We start from the raw sequence: 20,636 nt of genomic DNA on the forward strand, positions 1-20,636 counted from the left end.
GCTTTGATTCCATTAGGTGGTGATAGAGATGGGATAAAATCGAAGTGTTTTTTAGACTCTGTTCGATTCAGTCCCTGCAGATAGTGATCTCCAAACTGTTGGAGAGGGGCTTAGATTGTTGGTTTTTGAGTAATGGGCAATGTCACTAATAACATCATGACGAACCGGTCTGCTGTAGAAGAACCCCTGTACGATGTCGCAGCCTTCCTGCTTAAGCCAATCAGCCTGTAATTGATCTTCCACACCTTCTGCAAGTACTTGAAGATTTAAGTTATGACCGAGCTGGATCATGGAACGGACGATCGCCTCTTGCCCACTGTTACCTATCAACTCGTTTAAAAAGGATCGGTCAATTTTCAACACTTCAATTGGCATCTCTTTTAAATGTCGAAAAGACGAGTAGCCTGTTCCGAAATCATCCAGTGAAATTTTTATCCCCATTTCTCGAAGTGCCTGTAGTTTTATTTTCATGTGGTCTTCAAATGCAAGCGAAGCGGACTCGGTTATCTCAAGTTCTAAGTAATGAGGATCGATCTGGGTATCCTCGATAATCTGTTTTAAAACTGGCAGAAAATCATCCTTTGAAAATTGAAGGGGTGAAATATTCACAGCGACAGCAATAGGCTGGTCGTGCTCGTTTGTCCAATCTCCCCACTGCCGGCATGCTTCTCGTAGTACCCACTCTCCGATTTCATCAATTATACCTCTTTCCTCTGCGATTGGTATGAACTCTGCGGGAGATATTGCCCCAAGTTGCGCATGGTTCCAGCGGAGGAGCGCTTCAACGCTGTCCAACCTCCCTGTTCTGACAGAAATCTTCGGTTGATAGAGCAAATGGAATTCGCCGCGGTCGATCGCTGTCAAGAGCGCCTCCTCGATTTGAACAGCTCGCCGTGTCTGTTCCTTGATAACCGAATTGAATAGAGTAACTTGGTTTTTACCGTTTCTTTTCGATTCGTACATGGAAAAGTCGGCAAAACGAATTAATTCCGTTGCTGAATCAGCATTTTGCGGATATGTACACACGCCGGCACTGATGGTGATACGCAGGTTTACACCGTTAACGGTGAAAGGAACCTCCATCGTCTTTACGCATTCATGTGCGATTTCCATGGCTGCCTTTGCACGATCTCCAGCTAAAAGAATGATAAACTCATCGCCACCGAATCGTGCGAGGAGATCATTGCTGGATATGATGGTTTTCAAACGTTCAGCAGCGTGTTGAAGCAGTTCATCTCCTGCTTCATGGCCAAGAGTATCATTGGTGAACTTCAATCGATCGAGATCAAGAAAAATACAGGCAACCTCGTAATCAGCGTCCAACCATTCCGAAAGTACTGCCTCCAGTTTAAAGCGGTTCGGCAGTTGTGTCAGCGTGTCATGGTAAGCCATGAATTCAATTTTTTGTTTGTCCTGCATGTTCTCTGTGATATCGCGGAAAAACCAAAGCGAATGATCGACATTCTCCCCTTCAATGAGATGTCGTTTCACCTCTAACAAGGAGTTAGTCACTTCAATATGGTATTCCCGATTGACGTCGATATCATTTTTGAAATCGGGGTGATAGGCTTGCAGCTGGTCTGACAGTTGTGGTTTTACAGGTTGCCCCAGTAAGTTGTAAAACGCTGGATTTGCATGTAAGATTCTGCCGTCGCTACTCGATACAACAATCCCGTCTTGTGCCGCATCAAGAATCGAGCTTTGTACTACCTCCTGTTTTCGCCACATACGGTCGAAGGTGATGGAAAAAAAGAATAATAAAAAAATAATAAGAGTAACAGCGGTTACGATCCAAGCGAGAAGTCTGGTGTCAAGCATTGAGTCTATCAGCGTATCGCTTAGAGTGGAAGTCATGGAATATCGCGCTGCTGCCATGCCGGTATAATGCATGCCTGAAATTGCGATTGCCATCAGTAGAGAAAAAATTAATTTTAATTTCCAAGACATCCCCCGTTCTGCATAAGGTGATAGAAAACCGATCCACAAGGCAGCAGCTGAGGCGAACACAGCAATAAAAATAGAGAGGAAGAAAAGCGATTTCTCATATGTGACAGTCACCGGTTGAATAGCTTCCATTCCGATATAGTGCATGGAGGCAATTCCAAGTCCCATGATTACTCCCGACACTAGAAAACGGGAAATGTTAAACGGCTTAGCCGATACGATATAGTAGCCGATAACACAGCCGACAGCCGCGACGATAACGGAAACAATGACAAGTCCCACCTCGTAGTAGACGGGATAAGGAAAATGATGAGCTAACATAGCGATAAAATGCATCGACCAAATACCGATTCCGAGAACGGACGCGCCAGAAACGAGCCATATGATTTTACCTTTTCCGTCGGATATTCTCATTCTTCTTGCTAAATCAATAGATGCGTAGGCCGAAATGGTTGCGATAACATAAGAGAGAAAAACGAGAAACGGATCATGCTGGATATGGGGAAAGATGTTTTCCATGGCTGGCACCTCTGTTTCTTAAAGCTGCTTCATCATGGAAGAAGAAAGCAGCGCATTTAGAATATTTTTTTATTATAGCGCACTGTGACAAAATATGTGGCAATTTTGGCATAATTTTGTGCGTAAAACTAAACCAAGAAGCCTGTCCAGGCTATAAACCGGACAGGCTTGTGGTTACCTAAAAGGTAACGGGGAATTCTTCCATTCCGCGAATGATCGTGCTTGGACGCCATTTCAATTGTTCAATAGTGGTGTTCAGTTTGATGTGTGGCAGTCGACGTAATACCGTATTGATGGCAATTTCCGCTTCTAAGCGGGCAAGTGGGGCTCCGAGACAAGCGTGAATCCCTTTTCCGAAGGCAAGGTGACGGCTCTTTTCCCGTGTGATATCAAAAACGTCCGGGTCTGCAAAATGTTCGGGATCACGGTCGGCCGAACCAAGGGCCACTATCACCAAGTCTCCTTGAGAGATAACCTTGTCTCCCCATGTAATCGTTTCGCTCGCCCAGCGGTCGGTGCTGAACATAACAGCGCCGTCATAACGTAAAAATTCTTCGACAGCGGTATGAATGAGTTCAGGGTTTTCCTGTAATTTTCTCTTTTGATCCGGATGTTCAAGCAGGGCAAGAAGTCCATTGCTAATTAAGTTGACGGTTGTTTCGTGTCCCGCAACAATTAGCAAAAAGACGAGGGAACAAAGCTCTTCTTCTGTGAACTGATCTCCGCCTTCTTCGGCTTGTATCAAGTCAGTTATGAGGTCGTCTTGCGGATCTTTACGGCGCTCTGTAATCCAGTTCTGGATATACGCCATGAAAGCCATTAAGCTTTGTCCGGTGTTCATTGCTTGTTCTGGATTGTTCGAAGCTTCAATGAGAGTATTGGACCATTCACGAAACTTGTCACGATCTTCTGTCGGAACGCCGAGCATTTCGCAAATGACTATGATAGGTAATGGAAAGGCGAAAGCATTGATAAAATCGGCCTCTTTTTGGCCTTCCATATCATCAATCAGCTCATTCGTAATTTCCTCAACCCGGCCACGCAGGCCTTCAATCATCCGCGGTGTAAATGCTTTTTGGACGAGGCTTCGCAGCCGTTTGTGATCAGGGAGATCGGAAAATAACATATTCTTGCCCATTACATCATAGCCGGCACCATCATCAAACAGCTTTGTGCGGTCTTTACTAAAACGTTGGTCTTTCAAAACCTCAACAGCGTCCTCATAGCGGGTCACCACCCAAGCATACTGCCCGTTCGGCATGAGTGTGCGGTAAATGGGATCACTCTTTCGTAATGATGACAGGCCAGGATATGGATTTTGATTAAATTCCGTTGAAAATAGTTCGGTGCTCTCTGGGTGGTCTTGATTCGACACGCAGCATATCCCCTTTTTATATATAGTTGGCATCTTCAGTGTGTTCTAGTTTGTTCACTCTTATTAAACAGTTTATTTAATTAACTGTTTAATAATTTAACATCATATATTCTATTTGTCAAAAAGAAAAAAATTTTTAAGCACCTGTTGAAATAACGATGCCGTTTTTGAATTGCTAAATGATGAAGATAAATTAGCCAATGATAGCACATTTACTTCGTAAGGATGATAATGATTTTTTCCTCCCTCTAAATGAACCTTTTTGCTCTCTCGTTTGTATAGTTAGAAAAGAGAGTAAAGGGGATGGGAAGAATGGATACTGGCTGGATCGTTTCTCTAATTGTTGGCGGTTGTTTAATAATTGTTATTTTAGCGATTGCTATTCCAATGGAGCGTAAATATGTTGTTCGCGAGAATGGTAAAATCAATTACAAAAAATCGAAAATATATTTAAGATGGAATGTCTTTGATACACTTACGATTGTCCTGGCTGCATATTCCGTTATTTGTGTTCAAGCTCTTAATTTTCTGGTATCTAGTGGCAAAACTGTTGAAAATGTTTTGGTACAATTTTTTACAAACCAAGCACAAGTGTGGACATTGGTATCCATTATTTATCTAATTTGCCGGGTATCTATGACCCTGAAAGCTATAAAGGAACGCTGGGGCGATGAGATTGAATGATCGTGAAGATGAATTAATGATCGCTTATCAAAAAGGAGATAATGAAGCATTAGAAGGAATTTACACTTTATTAAAACCGCCTCTTTATTCATTCGTTTTCCGTTATTCAAGAGATGAGCACTTAAGTATTGACATTGTTCAAGATACATTTGTCAAACTGCAGCGGCATAAGCATGATTACAATCCAGAGAAGGGTAAACTAAAGTCGTACCTGTTCCAAATTGCTTATCGATTGTTGATAACAAAATTAAACCGTCGCAAGAGATGGAAGAAACTTTTACCCTTTCTTACCCCGGTACAGAACGACGGACTCCATCTGTCAGATAGAATAACGATTCGGGAAGCCATTGCAAAGCTGCCTGACACACAACGCGCTGTTGTATTACTCTACTATTACCATGAGCTATCTCAAGATGAAGTAGCTCAAATTCTTGCCATTCCAAAAGGAACGGTTAAATCTAGATTACACGTGGCAATCAAGAGATTAAGAGAAGAATTGGAGGGGAACGAATATGACTCAGGAGTCTTTTAAAGAAGATCACCATCTGTCTGCGAAGTTGGAAGAATATCATGTAGATATACCTGACTTCCCTATGAAACCAAGCAGGTGGGCACGTTTTATCCGATTTATGGCATCGCCCGCAAAAGATCCACTTGAGCCATTCATATCCTCAGAAAATGGGGTTATGATGTTAAAGTTTGTTCCAATTATGGGAGTAGCCGCTATTACATTAACGCACATTTTCATTCATTAATACAAAAGCTGCCCCGACAATGTCGCCAATGACTTTGGAAGCCGTTCCGCCCATGACGATAAGGGCGTCACTATCGAGGATGCGTGCGATGAATTCCAGCGTGTATGGAGCCGTAAAACGGAGTGACTGAACAAATAACACCGTCATAGCGAGTGTATAACGATATGAAAATGAGAGAACCCGAAAATAACAACGTCATAGCAAGTGTATGATGTATTGAAAGTGAGTGACCGGGAAAACAGCGACATTTATAGAGAGCGAATGGCGTCGTGAAAATCGATGGGGTAGAAAATAGCGGCTGGCTAGTGGGAGAATGACGAGACACAATCTGGAAGACGCTATGCTCCAAAAGCAACAGTCGTCTCGATTCACCAGTATCGTACAGTTTTTCGTGCGAGTTAATAGTGATTTAGTCAGCATACCGACGGGACTTCGTAGGGCAGTTACGGCAAAAACGGAGGTCTTCCGTTTCTTTCTCTAGCGTGTAGTACAGGCAGCATGTTTTTCGTTGTGGCAGTTCTAAGTTCTCCTCTATTTTAAGGTAGGGAGCAAGCGGGTTTTCAGCGAGCTGGAAAAGTGTCCCGTCCGTTTCTTTCAAAAAACAAAAATCGTTGTAAAGGCGCTCTTCGACCACCGGGCCGGGTTTACTGGTCAGAATTTTTCTGTATACGGAGTTCATGCGGGTGGCGGCGTTTTCCCATAAAATCGAAGCGGGCAGGCGGGAGTTTTTTTCTAATATATGAAAAATAGGGGTAAGGTGACACATAAAAAGTCTTCCAAGCACCTTTTTTCGCCACGGTTCGCGGTCTAGGTGTCTGGCTTCCTCCCAGGGGCATAGCTCTTGCCGGATACAAAGTTTGCGATCTTCGCTCAGGGAGCACGCTTTGACAGGAAGGTGAAAAGCACCGTTGTAGACAGCCATGCTGTATAACGTCGAGGCGACAACAAGGTGGGCATATCTTTTGGAGAACATGGAAGCGGCCACGGGAATACTGGGCGCATGAAAGGCTATCCGTTGTTTTTCCAAAAAAGAAAAGCACTGTTTTTCCTCAAGCAAATCAGACAGCTCGGTTGTGGTTCCAGGAGACTGGTCGGTTTTTATTTCAATGTGAAAAGTCTTTAATTCTTCTAAAGCAAGACTGCTCATTTTTTCCATCCTTCCTGATTATTGGTCGGAAGCGGGGGAGGCACGTCCTCGGCGGCAGAACGTATCCTCGTCATGTATCCCCCTACCCGCTTACAGAATCTGATGTTCCAATAAGCGTTTTTCCTTGATACACCGGCCTTTACCATGTGGAATACAGATTGGTGTCCCGAAAAGCGGATCAGCGGCAATATCACAGTTCATCTGAAAAACATCTTTCACCATATCGGTTGTGATGACATCTTCCGGACGTCCTTGTGCATAGACCTTTTTATCACGAACCGCGACGATGTGATGCGCATAACGGCAGGCGAGATTCAAATCATGGAGCACCATTACGATCGTTCTGCTTTCTTTTTCATTTAATTCAAATAAAAGGTCTAGAATCTCCACTTGATGTGCCATGTCTAGATACGTTGTCGGTTCATCGAGAAGAATCGTACCGGTTTTTTGCGCGAGGGTCATCGCGATCCACGCTCGTTGCCGCTGTCCGCCGGATAACGAGTCCACGGACCTTTCTTCCAGGCCTTGCATTTGCGTTGCGGAAAGCGCCTCTTTGACGATCTTCTCGTCCTCCCGAGACCATTGCTTCAGCCAGCTTTGATGCGGGTATCTTCCTTGTTTGACAAGTTGCAGTACGGTCAGCCCTTCCGGAGCAGTCGGACCCTGCGGTAAAATGGCAAGCCGTTTCGCTACTTCCTTTGTAGACAGCTCCTTTACTGCATCTCCTTCCAGGAAAATATCCCCTGCCTGTGGTTTCAAGAGACGTGCGAGTGAGCGCAGTAATGTTGATTTTCCGCAGCCATTTGCACCCACAAAAACAGTAATTTCCCCTGTTGGAATTTCGAGGTTCAGGTCATCGATAATCTTCGTATTACCGTATCCGAGCGTCAGTGAATTTGTTTCCAAAGCATTCATCTTATACCGCTCCTTTTTTAATGAAATAAGAGAAACATAACATACTTGCGTGAGTTCTAAATGATGATCTTTAAGAATTACGAGTTTTGTAAAGCAAGTAAATGAAGAAAGGGGCTCCCATGCCGGATACGAAAACGCCTGCTGGGAGGTCGAGTGGCAAAAAAGCCGTCCGGGCCACGATGTCTGCAAGCATGACAATAATACCTCCCGCTAGTGCAGAGACGGGCACAAGACTGCCGAATGACCTGCCGACGAGCCTGCGTGCGATGTGCGGTGCGATTAGCCCGACGAAGCCGATTCCGCCGGCAAATGCCACTGCTGCTCCGGCTAAAGCGATGCTAATGGCGATAAGACCGAATCGTGTTCGCTGCACGTGGCTTCCGAGACTGGCGGCCACATCGTCACCGAGCTCTTGTACGTTAACTTTTCGCGAAAACAAGAAGGCGAGTGGTACGAAGACGATCATCCACGGCAGCATGCTCAGGACGTTTCCCCAATTAGCGCCGTATACGCTGCCTGTCAGCCAAATATAGGCTTCACTCGTTGAATAGGACGGACTGAGCACCATGAGCATCGTTATGAAAGATCCGGTTAACGCTTGAACACCAATCCCGATTAATACAAGCCGGATCGGTGTTACTCCTTTTTTCCATGCCAATGTATAAATGAAAAAGGAGACTGTGCCAGCACCGGCAATCGCCACAAACGGCAAAAGTGTAATATCGATAGTTGGGAAATAGGTAATCATCACCACGGCAGCAACTGCGCCTCCGCCTGTAATGCCGATGATGTCAGGGGAGGCAAGCGGATTTCGGACAATCCCTTGTAGAATAAGCCCCGAAATACCAAGGCAGATGCCAGCGAAGAAGGAAAGCAATAAGCGCGGCAGCCTCAGTGTTTCAATCACAAAAGCATGCTCTCCGTTTCCAATCCCAATGAGTTCTTTTAGGACAGTCAGCGGATGAATTATCGTGCTTCCGATGGATAAGCCGATAATGAATAACAGAAAGGAGAGCAGAATGAAAACGAGAAAGACAAACATAGATCTATTTTCCACTAAAAAAGAGATCGAATCAGAGCGGTTCCGGATGGTTGTACGTTTGCTCATTCTCTACTGAACCCCCTTCGTGCGATGTAGATGAAAAATGGTGCCCCGAGTATTGCCGTCATCACGCCAATGGGCATTTCTTCCGGCATAATGACAAACCGGGCTCCTACATCTGCGAGAAGCAGCAGACTTGCTCCAAAAATGGCACAGTAAGGGATAATCCAGCGGTAATCCATCCCGATCAAACCACGGACAATATGGGGGACAATAAGACCGATAAAACCAATAGAACCGCCGACTGCTACCGCTCCGCCTGCAAGCAGGACAATGACAAGGCCGGTTAGTAATTTAATTAGAATCGTTTTTTGTCCCAACCCTTTGGCGATGTCTTCTCCTGACGTTAAGATGTTAATCGGTCTCCCCAAAAGAAGGGCACCGATACCTGCCCCGGCCATGAATGGCAAGACAGGCTCAAGCATCTCAAGCGTTCTGCCCGCGACGGAGCCGCCAATCCAAAACAAAACGCCCTCCAGACTTTGTTCATCGATCACTAATAGACCTTGCGTGAAAGAGGTGAAAAAAGCAGTCAGCGCGGCTCCTGCCAGGACAATTTTAATCGGGGAGAGACCATCCCTGCCGAGCGATCCAAGAAAGAAAACGAGGATGGCGGCAACAGCGGCTCCTAAAAAAGCAATCCACATTAAGTGTAAGAGCGAGCTGACCGAGAATAAAACGGTAGCGGTGACGACAAAAAAGAGCGCGCCTGCATTGATGCCAAAAATACTCGGCGACGCGAGCGGGTTACGCGTCAATGCCTGCATGAGCGCTCCGGCCATCGCCAGTCCCCCGCCGATCACAGAAGCAATTACCGCCCGAGACAGACGGGTAGTCGTAATGACAATGTGTTCTGTGGAAGACGCATCATAACGAAGAAACGCGTCCATCGCTGTACTGATCGATGTTGGTGTCTGGCCGAGCACAACGCTCGCGGCAAACGAAATAAAAAAGATACTTAGACCTATGGCAAGGCCAATAAATTTAAATGAAGTTCGCGGAAATAACGGATTCATAGTCGCACTCTTTCCAACAAGTTTTTAATAAAAAGGAGGCGGGGGACACGGCCCCTGCCTGATTAACAACACGGTAACTTATTTCTCTAACTCAAAATGGTCATATATCTGGTCTAGCATGTTGTTGGCTGCTATATAGCCGCCACCCATGTTCCAGGCTACATCGTCGACAATATAGGTGCGGTCGTTTTGGACGGCGTCCAGGTTCTGCCAGAGCGGATGACTCGTCCATTCATCGTATGTTTGTTGAATGGCTTCGGCATCAGCGTTATGACCGTCGGAGTTAAAAATGAAGAAAACATCTGCATTCATGGATGGAATACTTTCTTTCGTCGTCAGTTTCATCACGACGTTACCGGCCTCTGCTTCCTTCTGTTGATTTTCAGGGCGGACAAACCCGAGCTCGCTCAGAATATCACCGGCAAAACCGGTCACATAAATTCGTGCATGGTCGGTCCGGAAATTCAAGACAGATACTTCAATCGGCCATTCGTCCCCTAATTTGGCATTGATTTTTTCTTTAAAGTCTGCGATGCGGTTATCCCAATCGGACAATAGCTGCTCCGCTTTATCTTCTTTGTTCATTGCTTTTCCCATCAGTTCAACGGTGTCTTTAAATTTAAAAACTGTCTCATGCGTAACCGTCGGGGCGATCTTTGAAAGTTGGTCGTATACTTTTTCGTGGCGAAGCTTTGAGGCAATAATTAAGTCGGGATCAAGCTTGGCAATTTCTTCTATGTTCGGTTGCGTTTCCAAGCCTACTTGCTGTACGCCGTCCAAATCATCACGGAGATATTTGTACACAGGCTGCTCCACCCAAGATTCGACAACGCCGACCGGAGTGACCCCTAATGCAACTGCTGCATCTGTTGCGCCTTGATACAAGGTGACAATTCGCTTAGGGGTTCCTTCAATTTCTGTTTTTCCCATGGCATGTTCAATCACACGGACGTCCGATTCCGAAGCATCTGTGTTACCTGCGCTTGCTTCTTCTGTATTCTGAGCTGCGTTACCCGTTTCTTCTTTCTGGGATGTTTCTTTACTGCCACAAGCTGCCAGCAGGACACTTAACAATGCAAGCGTAAGAATAGTGAAAACACATTTACGGAATGATATAGCCATTTTTCTCCTCCTTAAGTTATGTAGGGTGACATTAAGAGTTTAGTGATTGTCCCTCCCGATGATAAAAAAATAAATACATTCGCAAGGCAAAATAACTAAATGATAATGATTATCAATATCTGCGGATTATTCTAAAGCAAATTTAGAGTGTAAGTCAAGGGATTATGCAACATTTAAATGTTAAAAATAAAAATCAGAGCTGAGAATGAGAGAAGGAATAGTGGAATCAAAGCAGGGAAACATCGTGACATGCATACAGGAACGAAGTAGCAGTGTCTTAGGAAGACTATGATGCTTCTATTTCAGAGGGAAGCGAAGATAGAGACGTCATCGGGGCTGTATGAAGCTGTGAAATTAGAGTAGAGCCGAAATAGCGACATCATAGTAAGCTTATGATGTCGCTAAATGGGAACTGCTCAATAATAGCAACGTCATAGGGAGTGTATGACGTTGTGAAATCAAGCAATCTTAAAAATAGCGGCGCCACACTATTTGCGAAACGCCGCTGTTACTGCTATCAGCCGAGAACATCAAAAAAATTGTGTTCACACATGGTGCATGCTGCTCGTGTCACCGAGCATACTCCGGATTTCATCAGGATTCGCGATCACGGTCGGTTGGAAATCTATTAAGATAGCGGATCGTTCCCCGCTACCAGCCGCATTTCCGATCGTTACTTCCTCCACGTAATGAGAGACAAGTGGATCATACACACCGTAAGACTCCAGCGGCTCCATAAGGTAGAACCGGGCCAGCAATTGATCGGGATGAAGGTCACTGGGCATTTTCCCGCGCTCTCTCGGTGTGGCAATCGCATTTATCCCTCCGTTTATATTACGGCGCCGGATGAGATGGGCAAAGGTAAACGGTTCGCCGTCCTGATGCAGGTTGTTCGGAGAGGAGACAGCTACTTCGCCCTCATTCTCCACTGCCAATTTAACAAAGTGAATCCCCGCATGGACTGGCATTAACGCGTCCTCTTTCATCCAAAACGTCTCTTTAAAATCAAAACGGATGATCTCTTCTAGCAGGTGGTTTGCCATTGTTTTTTTCGTTAAGGAAGGGAAGCAGCGATATGCTCCCTTGTACTCAGGGTTAAAGCTACCTTGGAAATATTCATAATAACGTTCGCCGTTAATGATTGTTTCCGGCAGCCACTCCACCCGGTGCGTGCCCGGCATGACGATTGCTCTCGCATAGCGACGGTAGCGGTTTAAGTGAGGGGCGTATTCGTCAGGAGGCAGTGAATCAAAGGCATCTTGCAACTCCGCTAAATCATTTTCAACCCCTTCATAGGTGAATTTCTTTCCTAGATCATAATACGCAAATCCTGTTTCTTTTAAAGAACTCACTCGTACAACCTCCATCAAGTAAATAAATCACTTAGAACAGCAGTGTTTTCTATTAGTATACCATGATGCCCACTTATTTTACGGCGTTGCTATTCCCTTTGCGCCAGCTATCCTCTATAATAGAAGAAAGAACATAAGTTCCGTACGGAAGCGTGCAGCCCACGGTCCCAAGTGCAGCACGATTACGGTTGTGACTTTTCATAAAGGAGTGAAAAACATGCCTGTTATTTTAGCAGAAAAACCGAGCCAGGCACAAGCGTATGCGGAGGCATTTCCGAAAGGACGGAAAGGAAACGGTTTTATCGAGATTCCGTCTTGTGGTCTGTTTCCCCAGGGTGCGATACTGACGTGGGCGATCGGACACTTGGTTGAATTGCGGGCTCCGGCGGAATACACACCTGCCTGGAAACGCTGGCAGTTAAAGGAACTGCCGATGATCCCGGAGACATTCCAATTTAAAATGAATGCGAAGACCCGCAAGCAATTCGAAGTGGTTCGTCGACTTTTAAAAGAAACCGACCGCATTATCATTGCCACTGACTGTGACCGGGAAGGGGAAAACATTGCCCGCAGCATTATCGAACAGGCGGGAGCGTCCCGCAAACCGACACAGCGTCTGTGGATTAACAGTTTGGAAAAAGAAGAGGTAAAAAAAGGCTTTCAGCGTCTGCGCGAGGGAGAGGCGTATCTCTCACTCTTCCATGAAGCTCAGGCACGGCAACTGTCCGATTGGGTAGTCGGCATGAATGCAAGTCGTCTTTATACGCTTCTTTTACAAGAAAAGGGAGCACAGCATGTCTTTAGTGTCGGACGTGTACAGACCCCGACGCTTAAGTTAATTTATGACCGCCAGCTAGAAATCGAGCAATTTCAGCCCGAACCCTACTATGAAATTCACGGATCATTCACTGCGGAGGCAGGGCAGTACAAAGGCAAAGCAAAAGTACGCTGCCAAAAAGAAGAAGAAGGACAACAACTTCTTGATAAGCATGCTATCACCGGGCGTGACCCTGCAAGTGTCAAAGAGGTGAGGGTGACGGAAAAACGCGAGAAGCCGCCGCGTCTGCACTCGCTCTCTAGTTTACAGACGGTCATGAATAGAAAATACAAATACAGCCCGTCAAAAACGCTTGAGATCGCGCAGTCTCTCTATGATCAGCCACTTAAACTGATTACATACCCGCGGACGGATACAGAATATATTACGACAAACGAATTTGCCTATGTGAAAGACAACATTGAGCATTATCAGCGGATTGCCGGGAAGACATTTTCCCCGGTTTCTTTGCAACCAAAAAAGCGCTTCGTCGACAATAATAAAGTAAAAGAGCACTATGCCATTATTCCAACGAAAAAAATCCCAACAACGGAAGCTTTGCAGAAGCTACGTACAGAACAGCGTAATGTATACCTGGAGATTGTAAGCAGTGTTTTGGCCATGTTTCATCACGATTACCAATATGAAGAAACAATCGTCACAACCGATGTGAAAGGGCTTTTGTTTTACAGCAAAGGCAAGGTTGAAACGGTTCGCGGCTGGAAGGAGTTGTTTCAACGTTCAACGCCGAAAAAACGGGAAAAAGAGCTGCCAAAGTTGCCGCCGCTTACGAAAGGGATGACAGCAGAGGCTGAGGTGAAGATTGTCAAAGAGATGACGAAACCGCCAAAGCCATACACCGAAGGACAGCTGATCAACATGATGAAAACGTGCGGACGCGCTGTTGAGGAAGATGAAGAGGCGAAAGCAATCTTAAAAGAAGTAGAAGGGCTCGGTACAGAAGCGACCCGCAGCGGGATCATTAAGACGCTGATCCGCCAAGAGTATATCCACGTCGAGAAAAATATCGTCCAAGTAACGAAAAAAGGTGCTATCCTATGTGAAGCGGTGGCCGGAACGCTTTTGTCTAAACCGGAAATGACAGCCAAATGGGAGCAGTTTTTACGAAAAATCGGCCAAGGAGAAGCAGAAAAAGAGACGTTCATTGAACAGACAGCTGCTTTCACGAGAAAGTTGATCGAATCTGCTCCGCGTGACGTGGAGAAACTGACGCTTCATCCGGAGAGTCTCCCGGCCCCGGCACGGCGAAAAGGCAGCGGCCAAGGGCAGAAGCCGATTGTTACTTGTCCAGCTTGTCAAAAAGGCTATATCCTGGAGCACGACCGCTTTTATGGATGCAGTGAGTATCGGAATGGCTGCCGTCAAACGTTCGCCCGCACTATTTTAGGAAAAAAGATCACCCCGGCGCAGATCCGTCAGCTCTGTGAAAAAGGCGAAACACGCACGCTAAAAGGTTTCAAAGGGAAACGGACGTTTGACGCCAAACTCGTTTTGAAAAATAACAAAATCGAATTTGCCTTTCCCGCTCGCCAAGAATGAATACCCTGCGATTGACGTAAACTACCAGCAAACAAACTAGCGGGGGGATAAGGTAAATGAATTTCATGTGGGAGTCCGTTATCCTCGTATTTAGCGGACTGCTTTTACTGCGTATTGCCGGCCGTAAGTCCATTAGCCAAATGACGGTAGCCCAAACGGTCATTATGATCTCAATCGGCTCGATTATTATTCAACCTATTATCGAAAAGTCAGTGTGGAAAACAGTCGTCGCCTCGGCCATTTTCATCACGGCCCTATTGGTCATGGAATATGCACAAGTAAAGTCAAATGTGTTAGAGAAGTTTCTAACAGGCAAGTCCAAAGTTGTCGTTAAGGATGGTCAGATTCAATATGATGACTTGAAAAAACTTCGGTTTACTGTGGACCAACTCGAAATGCGGCTTCGGCAACAGGGGATCACGAATGCCGCTGATTTGAAAACAGCAACACTTGAACCTAATGGGGAAATTGGTTATGAATGGATGCCGCATAAACGGCCGGTTACCGTGGAAGATATGGAGCAGTTTTTTAATCAGAAGCTTGTTGAGGTAGAAAACCCACAAAACATATTTACCGAAGCTAAGACCGGCCGCCATCCCATGCCGAACCGGAAGAAATATCAATAAGACCACAGCTTGGCCTGCAAGCGAAATCGTGATACTTCTATTAACGTTCGCAGAAACGCTTGCGGGGCGGTTTGCTGTGCATTATGCTAGAGAGTGGGTTATACCTTATAGAATTTTACATACAAGAGGAGGAAACAGTCATGTATGAAACATTCAGTATATTGCATTCAAGCTCGTGGTTTTTACTCATTTTATTCTTTTTAATCAGCTACTTTGCCTCTGGACAAAAAGTTACGCTGATGTTGCAGCGTCTGCTCGCACTTGTGATGATTATAAGCGGGATCGGTTTGTTGGTGTCTCTCAGTTTTCCTGCACACTACATCGTCAAAGGGATTTTAGCCATATTATTAATCGGGATCATGGAAATGCTCGTCGTCCGGAAGAAAAAACAAAAAGGAACAGGGTTCTTCTGGGTTCTGTGGATCATTCTCGTGGCACTTGTGTTATCAATGGGTTTTGGCGGATAAATAAGCAGATAAAAAAGCACTGGATAAAGGAAGAGCCGATCCGGTGCTTTTGTATGTTAAGGGGAAGGAATGTTCAACGCAAATGGGTGCTGTCCGTGCACTTTTTGCAGAATATTATTTATTTTATTATAATGGTAGTGAAAATATCTGTACAAGGAAGGATGGTTTTGAATGGCGAATAAAGCAGGCGAATTAAGCAACCCGACCGATATCATACTGGCGGCGAAAAAGGAAAAAGGGGTTACATATGAGCAAATAGCTGAAGCGGTAGGCCGCCATAAAGTGTGGGTTGCGGCTGTCATACAAGGCCAGGCTTCTATGAATGAGACAGAAGCACGGGCATTGATTGAATACTTGGATCTGGATGAGTCTCTCCTTGGATTCTTAATGGACATCCCAATGAAAGGCTCCCTCGAAGACACGGTGCCGGCCGACCCATTACTATATCGCTTCCATGAGATTACGCAAGTATATGGAACGACGATGAAAGAGATTATTCATGAAGAATTTGGAGATGGAATCATGAGTGCTATCGACTTTGAATTAGATGTGGAAAGAAAAGAAGATCCAAGCGGCGACCGAGTCGTGATCACCTTGGATGGGAAATTCCTGCCGTATCGGAAGTGGTGATGGAAATGTGACAGGCTTTTTTATACAAAAAAGTACCCTATAGGTAGACTTTTTTAACTGTCTACTCTATAGGGTACATTTTACTTAGAATCCGGTTCCTTTTTTAATTTTTATTGCAAATTCACGTTCATTGGGATCGATCCGCTACGTGCAATTTCCCGATTTATTTTGGAGCATTGTCTCTATCGTAGTCGCCGTTTTTGCCGCCTGTCTTTTTTAACAGATAGGTTTGGCCGATTACCATGCCTTTATCGACGGCTTTGCACATATCGTAGATGGTCAGGGCTGCGGCAGAGGCGGCAGTCAACGCTTCCATCTCTACGCCGGTGTTGCCTTTTACCTTTACTTCCGAGGTTATGAGAATCCTGTAGGTGTCTTCCGAGATATCCCATTCAAACGAGATGTCCACTCCATTTAAGAACAGCGGATGGCACATCGGAATGAGGTCTGCCGTTTTTTTTGCACCCATAATCCCTGCCACCTGCGAAACAGCGAAAACGTCACCTTTCTTATTCGTGCCTGCTTGAATCTGTTCATAGACTTCCTTCGTCACTTCGATACTGGAGCGCGCCCGCGCCGTCCGTACTGTTTCCTTCTTCTCTGAGATGTCGACCATTTTCGCACGGCCTTGCTCGTTAAAATGTGTAAATTGTGTCATGTTTTCACCCTTTTACGTTGTTTACGCTCAGTATAGCATGATCGTTTAGTGAGGCAAAAAGACAAGTTGGAACAAAAACAGGACACCAAAAATATAAACGAGTGGATGAACCTCTTTTCCTTTCCCTTTCACAAGCTTTATCAACGGGTATGAAATAAAACCAAACGCAATTCCTGTGGCGATGCTCGACGTTAAAGGCATGCTTAATATAATTAAGAAAGCAGGAAATGCCTCGTCAAATTCTTTCCAATTAATATCGGCGACTACCCCGATCATAAGGCTTCCGACGATAATAAGGACCGGTGATGTAATGGCAGGAAGTCCCGATACGGCATTAACCGCAGGGCTGAAGAAAATGGCAAGTACAAACAAGATGGAAACCGTCACCGTTGTCAACCCTGTTCTGCCGCCGGCCGCCACCCCCGCTGTGGATTCAACGTACGCACTCGTGGGACTTGTCCCAAAAATAGACCCAACTGTTTTCGCGACTGCATCTGACAAAAGAGCCTGACGGACACGCGGCATCTTATTATTTTTAATAAGACCTGCCTGCTCTGCGACACCAATCATCGTCCCTGTTGTATCAAATATCGTCACGATGAGAAAGGAGAAAACGACCGCATAAAGCCCATATTGAACGACATCGACAAATGCTTGCAAGGGAGAGCCGAAAATAAACCATTCCGGACTTGGTGGTGCGGAAGTGATGCCATCGTCAAACCGGAGTTGCCCAGTGAAAAAGGCAATAATTCCTGTCGTTATCATTCCGAGAAATAGAGCACTGTTAATATTTAACGCCATCAAAACAATCGTAATTCCAAGCCCGACTAATGTTAATACGACAGGGGGTGACTGTAAATCCCCAAGCGCGACGAGGTTTTCCGGATGAGCGACAATTAATCCACTCATACGAAGTCCGATGAAAGCAATGAATAAACCAATCCCCGCAGTGATGCCGTGCTTTAAATTAGCGGGTATCGCTTCAATTAGTTTCTCCCGAAACGGAGTAAGCGATAAGATAATGAAAATTATCCCTGATACAAAGACAGCCCCAAAGGCAATTTCGTAGCCAATCTGATCATTGGCGCCGACGACCGAATAAGCAAAATAGGCGTTTAATCCCATGCCAGGGGCAACGGCAATTGGATAGTTGGCAAACAACGCCATCCAAAGCGTTCCGATAACAGAAGCAATAATCGTTGCGATAAAAACGTGTTCAAATGGAACTCCAGCATCCGATAAGATAATCGGGTTAACGACGATAATGTATGCCATCGTCAAAAATGTTGTAAATCCAGCAAGAATTTCGGTTTTAATCGTTGTGTTGTTAGCCTGTAAGTTAAACAGCTTGTCAAACATACGTATACCACCTCAAAAACGAACTATTTTAACACACATTACATATATTATTCGTTTTTTTATGATGTGACAAGCATTTATAATAATTTTTTCTTCTTGAATAGAAATTGCCTCGCCAAAAGGCACTTATTAGTGGAGAGGGGCTGCAAATAATCTTTTTTATTCTTTAGACGTGAGCACAAATACGAGGATGATCGGGAATAAGTAGCCGAAGATCGCTTGCACGGTGGCAACCGGCTGTGCATAGCCGATGGGAGTGAGATCCCCGTAGCCGACAGCTGCCATCGTGATGACGCTGAAATAGATCAATTTCCACAGTACCGCGAGAACCGATATTTCTTCATGTTGGTTGTAATGATCAATAATAAATCCGGCACCGGTGGTTTCGAGAATGAGATAGACGAACGCGAAACTAAGCGCGATGTTCAGAAATAATAAGCTGAGATAGATTATTTTTTTCCTATATAATGTGAGCTCTCTCATCGTTTTATACCCCCGTATAAAATAACAGCTTGTATAGCCTATGAGAGAAGGAAAAAAAGAAGACGTTCCAGGTGAGGGCCAGTGCAAATCTCTCTTGAACCTCTTGGAACTATGATAAAATAATAAGAAAGGGAGAAAAGCAGAGAGAGGGGATGCCATGAGCGGCGGGAGTTTGGACATTAATTCAATTATATTATTGGCAGCATTGTTATTGATTGTAGGAGTGACAGTAACGAAATTTTCGTCGCGGCTCGGGATGCCTTCTCTCGTTCTGTTTATTTTAGTTGGGATGTTGTTTGGAAGTGACGGGCTCGGGATTATTTATTTTGATAATGCCGAACAGGCGCAGCTTGTCGGTATTCTCGCGCTCGTTATTATTTTATTTGAAGGGGGAACCCACACGACGTGGAAAACAGTGCGCCCGATCATTAAGCCGGCCGTGTCACTGGCAACAATCGGCGTGGTTATTACCTCACTCGTTGTCGGAATTGCTGCGAAAGTCATTATGGATCTGAGCTGGCTCGAGGCGCTACTTCTCGGTTCGATTGTCGGTTCTACGGACGCCGCGGCGGTATTTGCGTCGTTGAAAGAACGAAATATTAATACGAAAATGGCAGCAACACTCGAGGCAGAATCCGGCTCAAACGACCCGATGGCGATGCTTTTGACCATTATCTTTATCGAATTAATTGTTATTGACCAACCTAACTATTGGGTTCTCGCAGGTTCTTTTTTTTGGCAAATGGGTGCAGGTGTACTGATGGGACTCATTTTCGGGAAGCTTGCGACCGCAGCGATTAATCGGATTAACCTTGATTCGAGTGGCTTGTACCCGATTTTTGCGCTCTCGTTTGCACTTTTGACGTACTCGATTACATCGCTCTTTCAAGCGAGCGGCCTCTTAGCTGTATACATCGCAGCGATTATTGTTGGGAATTCCGAGATTACCTATCGTCATTCGATTTTTCGCTTTAATGAAGGATTTGCCTGGATGGCGCAAATACTTATGTTTATTATTCTTGGACTTCTTGCCTTTCCGGAAGAAATACTTTCGATTCCGGTCATAGTGAACGGCTTGGTTCTCTCCGCGATTTTAATTGTCGCAGCACGACCGCTTGCGGTTTTTCTCGCGACTTTAGGAATGAAATTTTCATTGAAAGAAAAGACGTTTCTATCTTGGGCGGGCTTACGCGGGGCAGTGCCGATTGTGCTTGCGACGTTTCCGATCGTCGCGGGCATCGATAGCGGGAAGATGATTTTTAACGTGGTCTTCTTTATTGTGCTTACATCAGCGCTTATTCAAGGCGCTTCTATCTCAAAAATCGCTAAATTACTCGGGCTGTCCGGGCCGAAAAAAGATGCGCCGCATCATTCACTTGAGCTTGTTTCAATCGGAAAGGCAAATGCCGAAATTATTGAATTCAAAACCGACGACAGTACCCCGATCGTCGGGGAGACTCTGAATGACATTAATTTCCCGAAGTCGGCTTTGATTAGTGCCATTGTGCGTGACGGCCAGCTCGTGACTCCATACGGCGAGACCGTCATTCAGGAAGACGACTATCTCTACATCCTTGTCGCGCGCAGCCAGAAACGCCAACTTCGCCAACTGCTGCGAGCCGATTGATGAGGACCGCGGGAAGCCTCCGTCCAGAGCGAATAGAAGTCTGTTGCGGCTGCGCAAAAATAGTGTACCGAGAGTATTGTCCTAACCATGTTAAGAAAAACTTGATGTATACTACGCTATAGTGCTAGCTTGTATGACGCAGTGAAATAAGATGTTACGTGGAATGACGGCGCTATAGGAAGCAAATGATGTCGTGAAAAAGAGACTTGGTTAAAAATAGTAGCGTCATTGTACGTATATGACGTCGTAAAAAATAGTTTATTAAAAATAACGACTTCATAAAGGTCGTATGACGTCATGAAAAAACGATTTGCTTAAAATAGCGACGTTATAGCGACTGTATGACGCTGTGAAAAAGTGTTAACTTGCAAATAGAAGCGTTATAGGAAGCGTTTGGTGTTGCGAAAAAGAAAATTCTTGAAAATAACGACGTCCACGGAGAACAGGTGGGCTTAATAAAGCAGAGGTAGTAATCCAT

The 20,636-nt window shown here is 45.2% G+C and carries 19 protein-coding genes; 8 read left to right on the top strand and 11 right to left on the bottom strand.

Annotated elements, in window-relative coordinates; genetic code table 11:
* Positions 1–51: 51 nt before the first annotated feature.
* Positions 52–2,463, bottom strand: a complete 2,412-nt coding sequence (locus tag LOR49_RS13830; protein WP_240377338.1) for an EAL domain-containing protein — start codon at positions 2,461–2,463, stop codon at positions 52–54.
* A gap of 178 nt (positions 2,464–2,641) precedes the next feature.
* Positions 2,642–3,838, bottom strand: coding sequence for a cytochrome P450 family protein (locus LOR49_RS13835; protein WP_240377339.1), 1,197 nt, complete (start codon positions 3,836–3,838; stop codon positions 2,642–2,644).
* A gap of 312 nt (positions 3,839–4,150) precedes the next feature.
* On the opposite strand from LOR49_RS13835, the gene LOR49_RS13840 reads away from it, so the two are divergent.
* Genes LOR49_RS13840 through LOR49_RS13850 form a run of 3 tightly spaced genes read left to right on the top strand, consistent with a single transcriptional unit; the run spans position 4,151 to position 5,277 of the window.
* On the top strand, positions 4,151–4,522 hold the full coding sequence (locus LOR49_RS13840; protein WP_240377340.1) for a group-specific protein: 372 nt from the start codon (positions 4,151–4,153) through the stop codon (positions 4,520–4,522).
* Positions 4,523–4,538: 16 nt separating this feature from the next.
* Complete coding sequence (locus tag LOR49_RS13845) at positions 4,539–5,054, top strand: RNA polymerase sigma factor (protein WP_240377451.1); 516 nt, start codon at positions 4,539–4,541, stop codon at positions 5,052–5,054.
* Complete coding sequence (locus LOR49_RS13850; protein ID WP_240377341.1) at positions 5,035–5,277, top strand: hypothetical protein; 243 nt, start codon at positions 5,035–5,037, stop codon at positions 5,275–5,277. The genes LOR49_RS13845 and LOR49_RS13850 overlap by 20 nt, the downstream gene beginning before the upstream one ends.
* Before the next feature lie 409 nt (positions 5,278–5,686).
* Here the strand turns inward: LOR49_RS13850 and LOR49_RS13855 are convergent, their stop codons facing one another.
* The 6 genes from LOR49_RS13855 to LOR49_RS13880 all read right to left on the bottom strand — a co-directional run bounded on the left by LOR49_RS13855 (position 5,687) and on the right by LOR49_RS13880 (position 11,931).
* Positions 5,687–6,424 (bottom strand): IucA/IucC family C-terminal-domain containing protein, encoded by a 738-nt coding sequence (locus LOR49_RS13855; RefSeq protein WP_240377342.1) that lies wholly within the window; start codon positions 6,422–6,424, stop codon positions 5,687–5,689.
* A 90-nt stretch (positions 6,425–6,514) separates the two neighbouring features.
* Positions 6,515–7,339, bottom strand: coding sequence for an ABC transporter ATP-binding protein (locus tag LOR49_RS13860; RefSeq protein WP_240377343.1), 825 nt, complete (start codon positions 7,337–7,339; stop codon positions 6,515–6,517).
* Positions 7,340–7,409: 70 nt separating this feature from the next.
* A complete protein-coding gene (locus LOR49_RS13865) occupies positions 7,410–8,447 on the bottom strand; it encodes a FecCD family ABC transporter permease (protein WP_240377344.1) in 1,038 nt (345 codons plus the stop codon).
* Positions 8,444–9,457: a FecCD family ABC transporter permease gene (locus LOR49_RS13870; RefSeq protein WP_240377345.1), complete on the bottom strand. Its 1,014-nt coding sequence runs from the start codon at positions 9,455–9,457 to the stop codon at positions 8,444–8,446. Before LOR49_RS13870 ends, LOR49_RS13865 begins: the two co-directional genes overlap by 4 nt.
* Before the next feature lie 78 nt (positions 9,458–9,535).
* Positions 9,536–10,579, bottom strand: a complete 1,044-nt coding sequence (locus tag LOR49_RS13875; RefSeq protein WP_240377346.1) for an ABC transporter substrate-binding protein — start codon at positions 10,577–10,579, stop codon at positions 9,536–9,538.
* A gap of 545 nt (positions 10,580–11,124) precedes the next feature.
* A complete protein-coding gene (locus tag LOR49_RS13880) occupies positions 11,125–11,931 on the bottom strand; it encodes a 2OG-Fe dioxygenase family protein (RefSeq protein ID WP_240377347.1) in 807 nt (268 codons plus the stop codon).
* Between the two features lie 217 nt (positions 11,932–12,148).
* On the opposite strand from LOR49_RS13880, the gene LOR49_RS13885 reads away from it, so the two are divergent.
* The 4 genes from LOR49_RS13885 to cynS all read left to right on the top strand — a co-directional run bounded on the left by LOR49_RS13885 (position 12,149) and on the right by cynS (position 16,031).
* Positions 12,149–14,308 carry a type IA DNA topoisomerase gene (locus LOR49_RS13885; protein ID WP_240377348.1) on the top strand — a complete coding sequence of 720 codons (2,160 nt, stop codon included), beginning with the start codon at positions 12,149–12,151 and terminating at the stop codon, positions 14,306–14,308.
* Between the two features lie 56 nt (positions 14,309–14,364).
* Positions 14,365–14,934, top strand: a complete 570-nt coding sequence (locus LOR49_RS13890; protein WP_240377349.1) for a DUF421 domain-containing protein — start codon at positions 14,365–14,367, stop codon at positions 14,932–14,934.
* Between the two features lie 140 nt (positions 14,935–15,074).
* Positions 15,075–15,401: a DUF1516 family protein gene (locus LOR49_RS13895; protein WP_240377350.1), complete on the top strand. Its 327-nt coding sequence runs from the start codon at positions 15,075–15,077 to the stop codon at positions 15,399–15,401.
* A 171-nt stretch (positions 15,402–15,572) separates the two neighbouring features.
* A complete protein-coding gene (cynS, locus tag LOR49_RS13900; protein WP_240377352.1) occupies positions 15,573–16,031 on the top strand; it encodes a cyanase in 459 nt (152 codons plus the stop codon).
* Positions 16,032–16,194: 163 nt separating this feature from the next.
* On the opposite strand, the gene moaC is transcribed toward cynS, so the two are convergent.
* From moaC to LOR49_RS13915, 3 genes are all read right to left on the bottom strand, one after another.
* Positions 16,195–16,689 carry a cyclic pyranopterin monophosphate synthase MoaC gene (moaC, locus tag LOR49_RS13905; protein ID WP_240377354.1) on the bottom strand — a complete coding sequence of 165 codons (495 nt, stop codon included), beginning with the start codon at positions 16,687–16,689 and terminating at the stop codon, positions 16,195–16,197.
* 45 nt (positions 16,690–16,734) lie between these two features.
* Positions 16,735–18,036, bottom strand: coding sequence for an NCS2 family permease (locus LOR49_RS13910; RefSeq protein ID WP_240377452.1), 1,302 nt, complete (start codon positions 18,034–18,036; stop codon positions 16,735–16,737).
* A gap of 171 nt (positions 18,037–18,207) precedes the next feature.
* Positions 18,208–18,531 carry an ion channel gene (locus LOR49_RS13915; protein WP_240377357.1) on the bottom strand — a complete coding sequence of 108 codons (324 nt, stop codon included), beginning with the start codon at positions 18,529–18,531 and terminating at the stop codon, positions 18,208–18,210.
* Between the two features lie 157 nt (positions 18,532–18,688).
* Between LOR49_RS13915 and LOR49_RS13920 the strand changes: the two genes are divergently transcribed.
* Entirely contained in the window at positions 18,689–20,158 is a 1,470-nt protein-coding gene (locus tag LOR49_RS13920) for a potassium/proton antiporter (RefSeq protein ID WP_240377359.1), read from the top strand.
* The last annotated feature ends 478 nt before the right edge of the window (positions 20,159–20,636 follow it).

This window comes from Bacillus piscicola (assembly GCF_022458745.1).
Lineage (GTDB): Bacteria > Bacillota > Bacilli > Bacillales > Marinococcaceae > Alteribacillus_A > Alteribacillus_A piscicola.

Excerpts from the sequence above, each read along its gene's own strand:
- LOR49_RS13920 (WP_240377359.1), top strand. The coding sequence starts at position 18,689 with ATGAGCGGCGGGAGTTTGGACATTAATTCAATTATATTATTGGCAGCA.
- LOR49_RS13830 (WP_240377338.1), bottom strand. The coding sequence starts at position 2,463 with ATGGAAAACATCTTTCCCCATATCCAGCATGATCCGTTTCTCGTTTTT.
- LOR49_RS13885 (WP_240377348.1), top strand. The coding sequence starts at position 12,149 with ATGCCTGTTATTTTAGCAGAAAAACCGAGCCAGGCACAAGCGTATGCG.
- LOR49_RS13860 (WP_240377343.1), bottom strand. The coding sequence starts at position 7,339 with ATGAATGCTTTGGAAACAAATTCACTGACGCTCGGATACGGTAATACG.
- LOR49_RS13845 (WP_240377451.1), top strand. The coding sequence starts at position 4,539 with ATGATCGCTTATCAAAAAGGAGATAATGAAGCATTAGAAGGAATTTAC.
- LOR49_RS13875 (WP_240377346.1), bottom strand. The coding sequence starts at position 10,579 with ATGGCTATATCATTCCGTAAATGTGTTTTCACTATTCTTACGCTTGCA.
- LOR49_RS13890 (WP_240377349.1), top strand. The coding sequence starts at position 14,365 with ATGAATTTCATGTGGGAGTCCGTTATCCTCGTATTTAGCGGACTGCTT.
- LOR49_RS13855 (WP_240377342.1), bottom strand. The coding sequence starts at position 6,424 with ATGAGCAGTCTTGCTTTAGAAGAATTAAAGACTTTTCACATTGAAATA.
- LOR49_RS13895 (WP_240377350.1), top strand. The coding sequence starts at position 15,075 with ATGTATGAAACATTCAGTATATTGCATTCAAGCTCGTGGTTTTTACTC.
- cynS (WP_240377352.1), top strand. The coding sequence starts at position 15,573 with ATGGCGAATAAAGCAGGCGAATTAAGCAACCCGACCGATATCATACTG.
- LOR49_RS13865 (WP_240377344.1), bottom strand. The coding sequence starts at position 8,447 with ATGAGCAAACGTACAACCATCCGGAACCGCTCTGATTCGATCTCTTTT.
- LOR49_RS13840 (WP_240377340.1), top strand. The coding sequence starts at position 4,151 with ATGGATACTGGCTGGATCGTTTCTCTAATTGTTGGCGGTTGTTTAATA.
- LOR49_RS13870 (WP_240377345.1), bottom strand. The coding sequence starts at position 9,457 with ATGAATCCGTTATTTCCGCGAACTTCATTTAAATTTATTGGCCTTGCC.
- moaC (WP_240377354.1), bottom strand. The coding sequence starts at position 16,689 with ATGACACAATTTACACATTTTAACGAGCAAGGCCGTGCGAAAATGGTC.
- LOR49_RS13850 (WP_240377341.1), top strand. The coding sequence starts at position 5,035 with ATGACTCAGGAGTCTTTTAAAGAAGATCACCATCTGTCTGCGAAGTTG.
- LOR49_RS13915 (WP_240377357.1), bottom strand. The coding sequence starts at position 18,531 with ATGAGAGAGCTCACATTATATAGGAAAAAAATAATCTATCTCAGCTTA.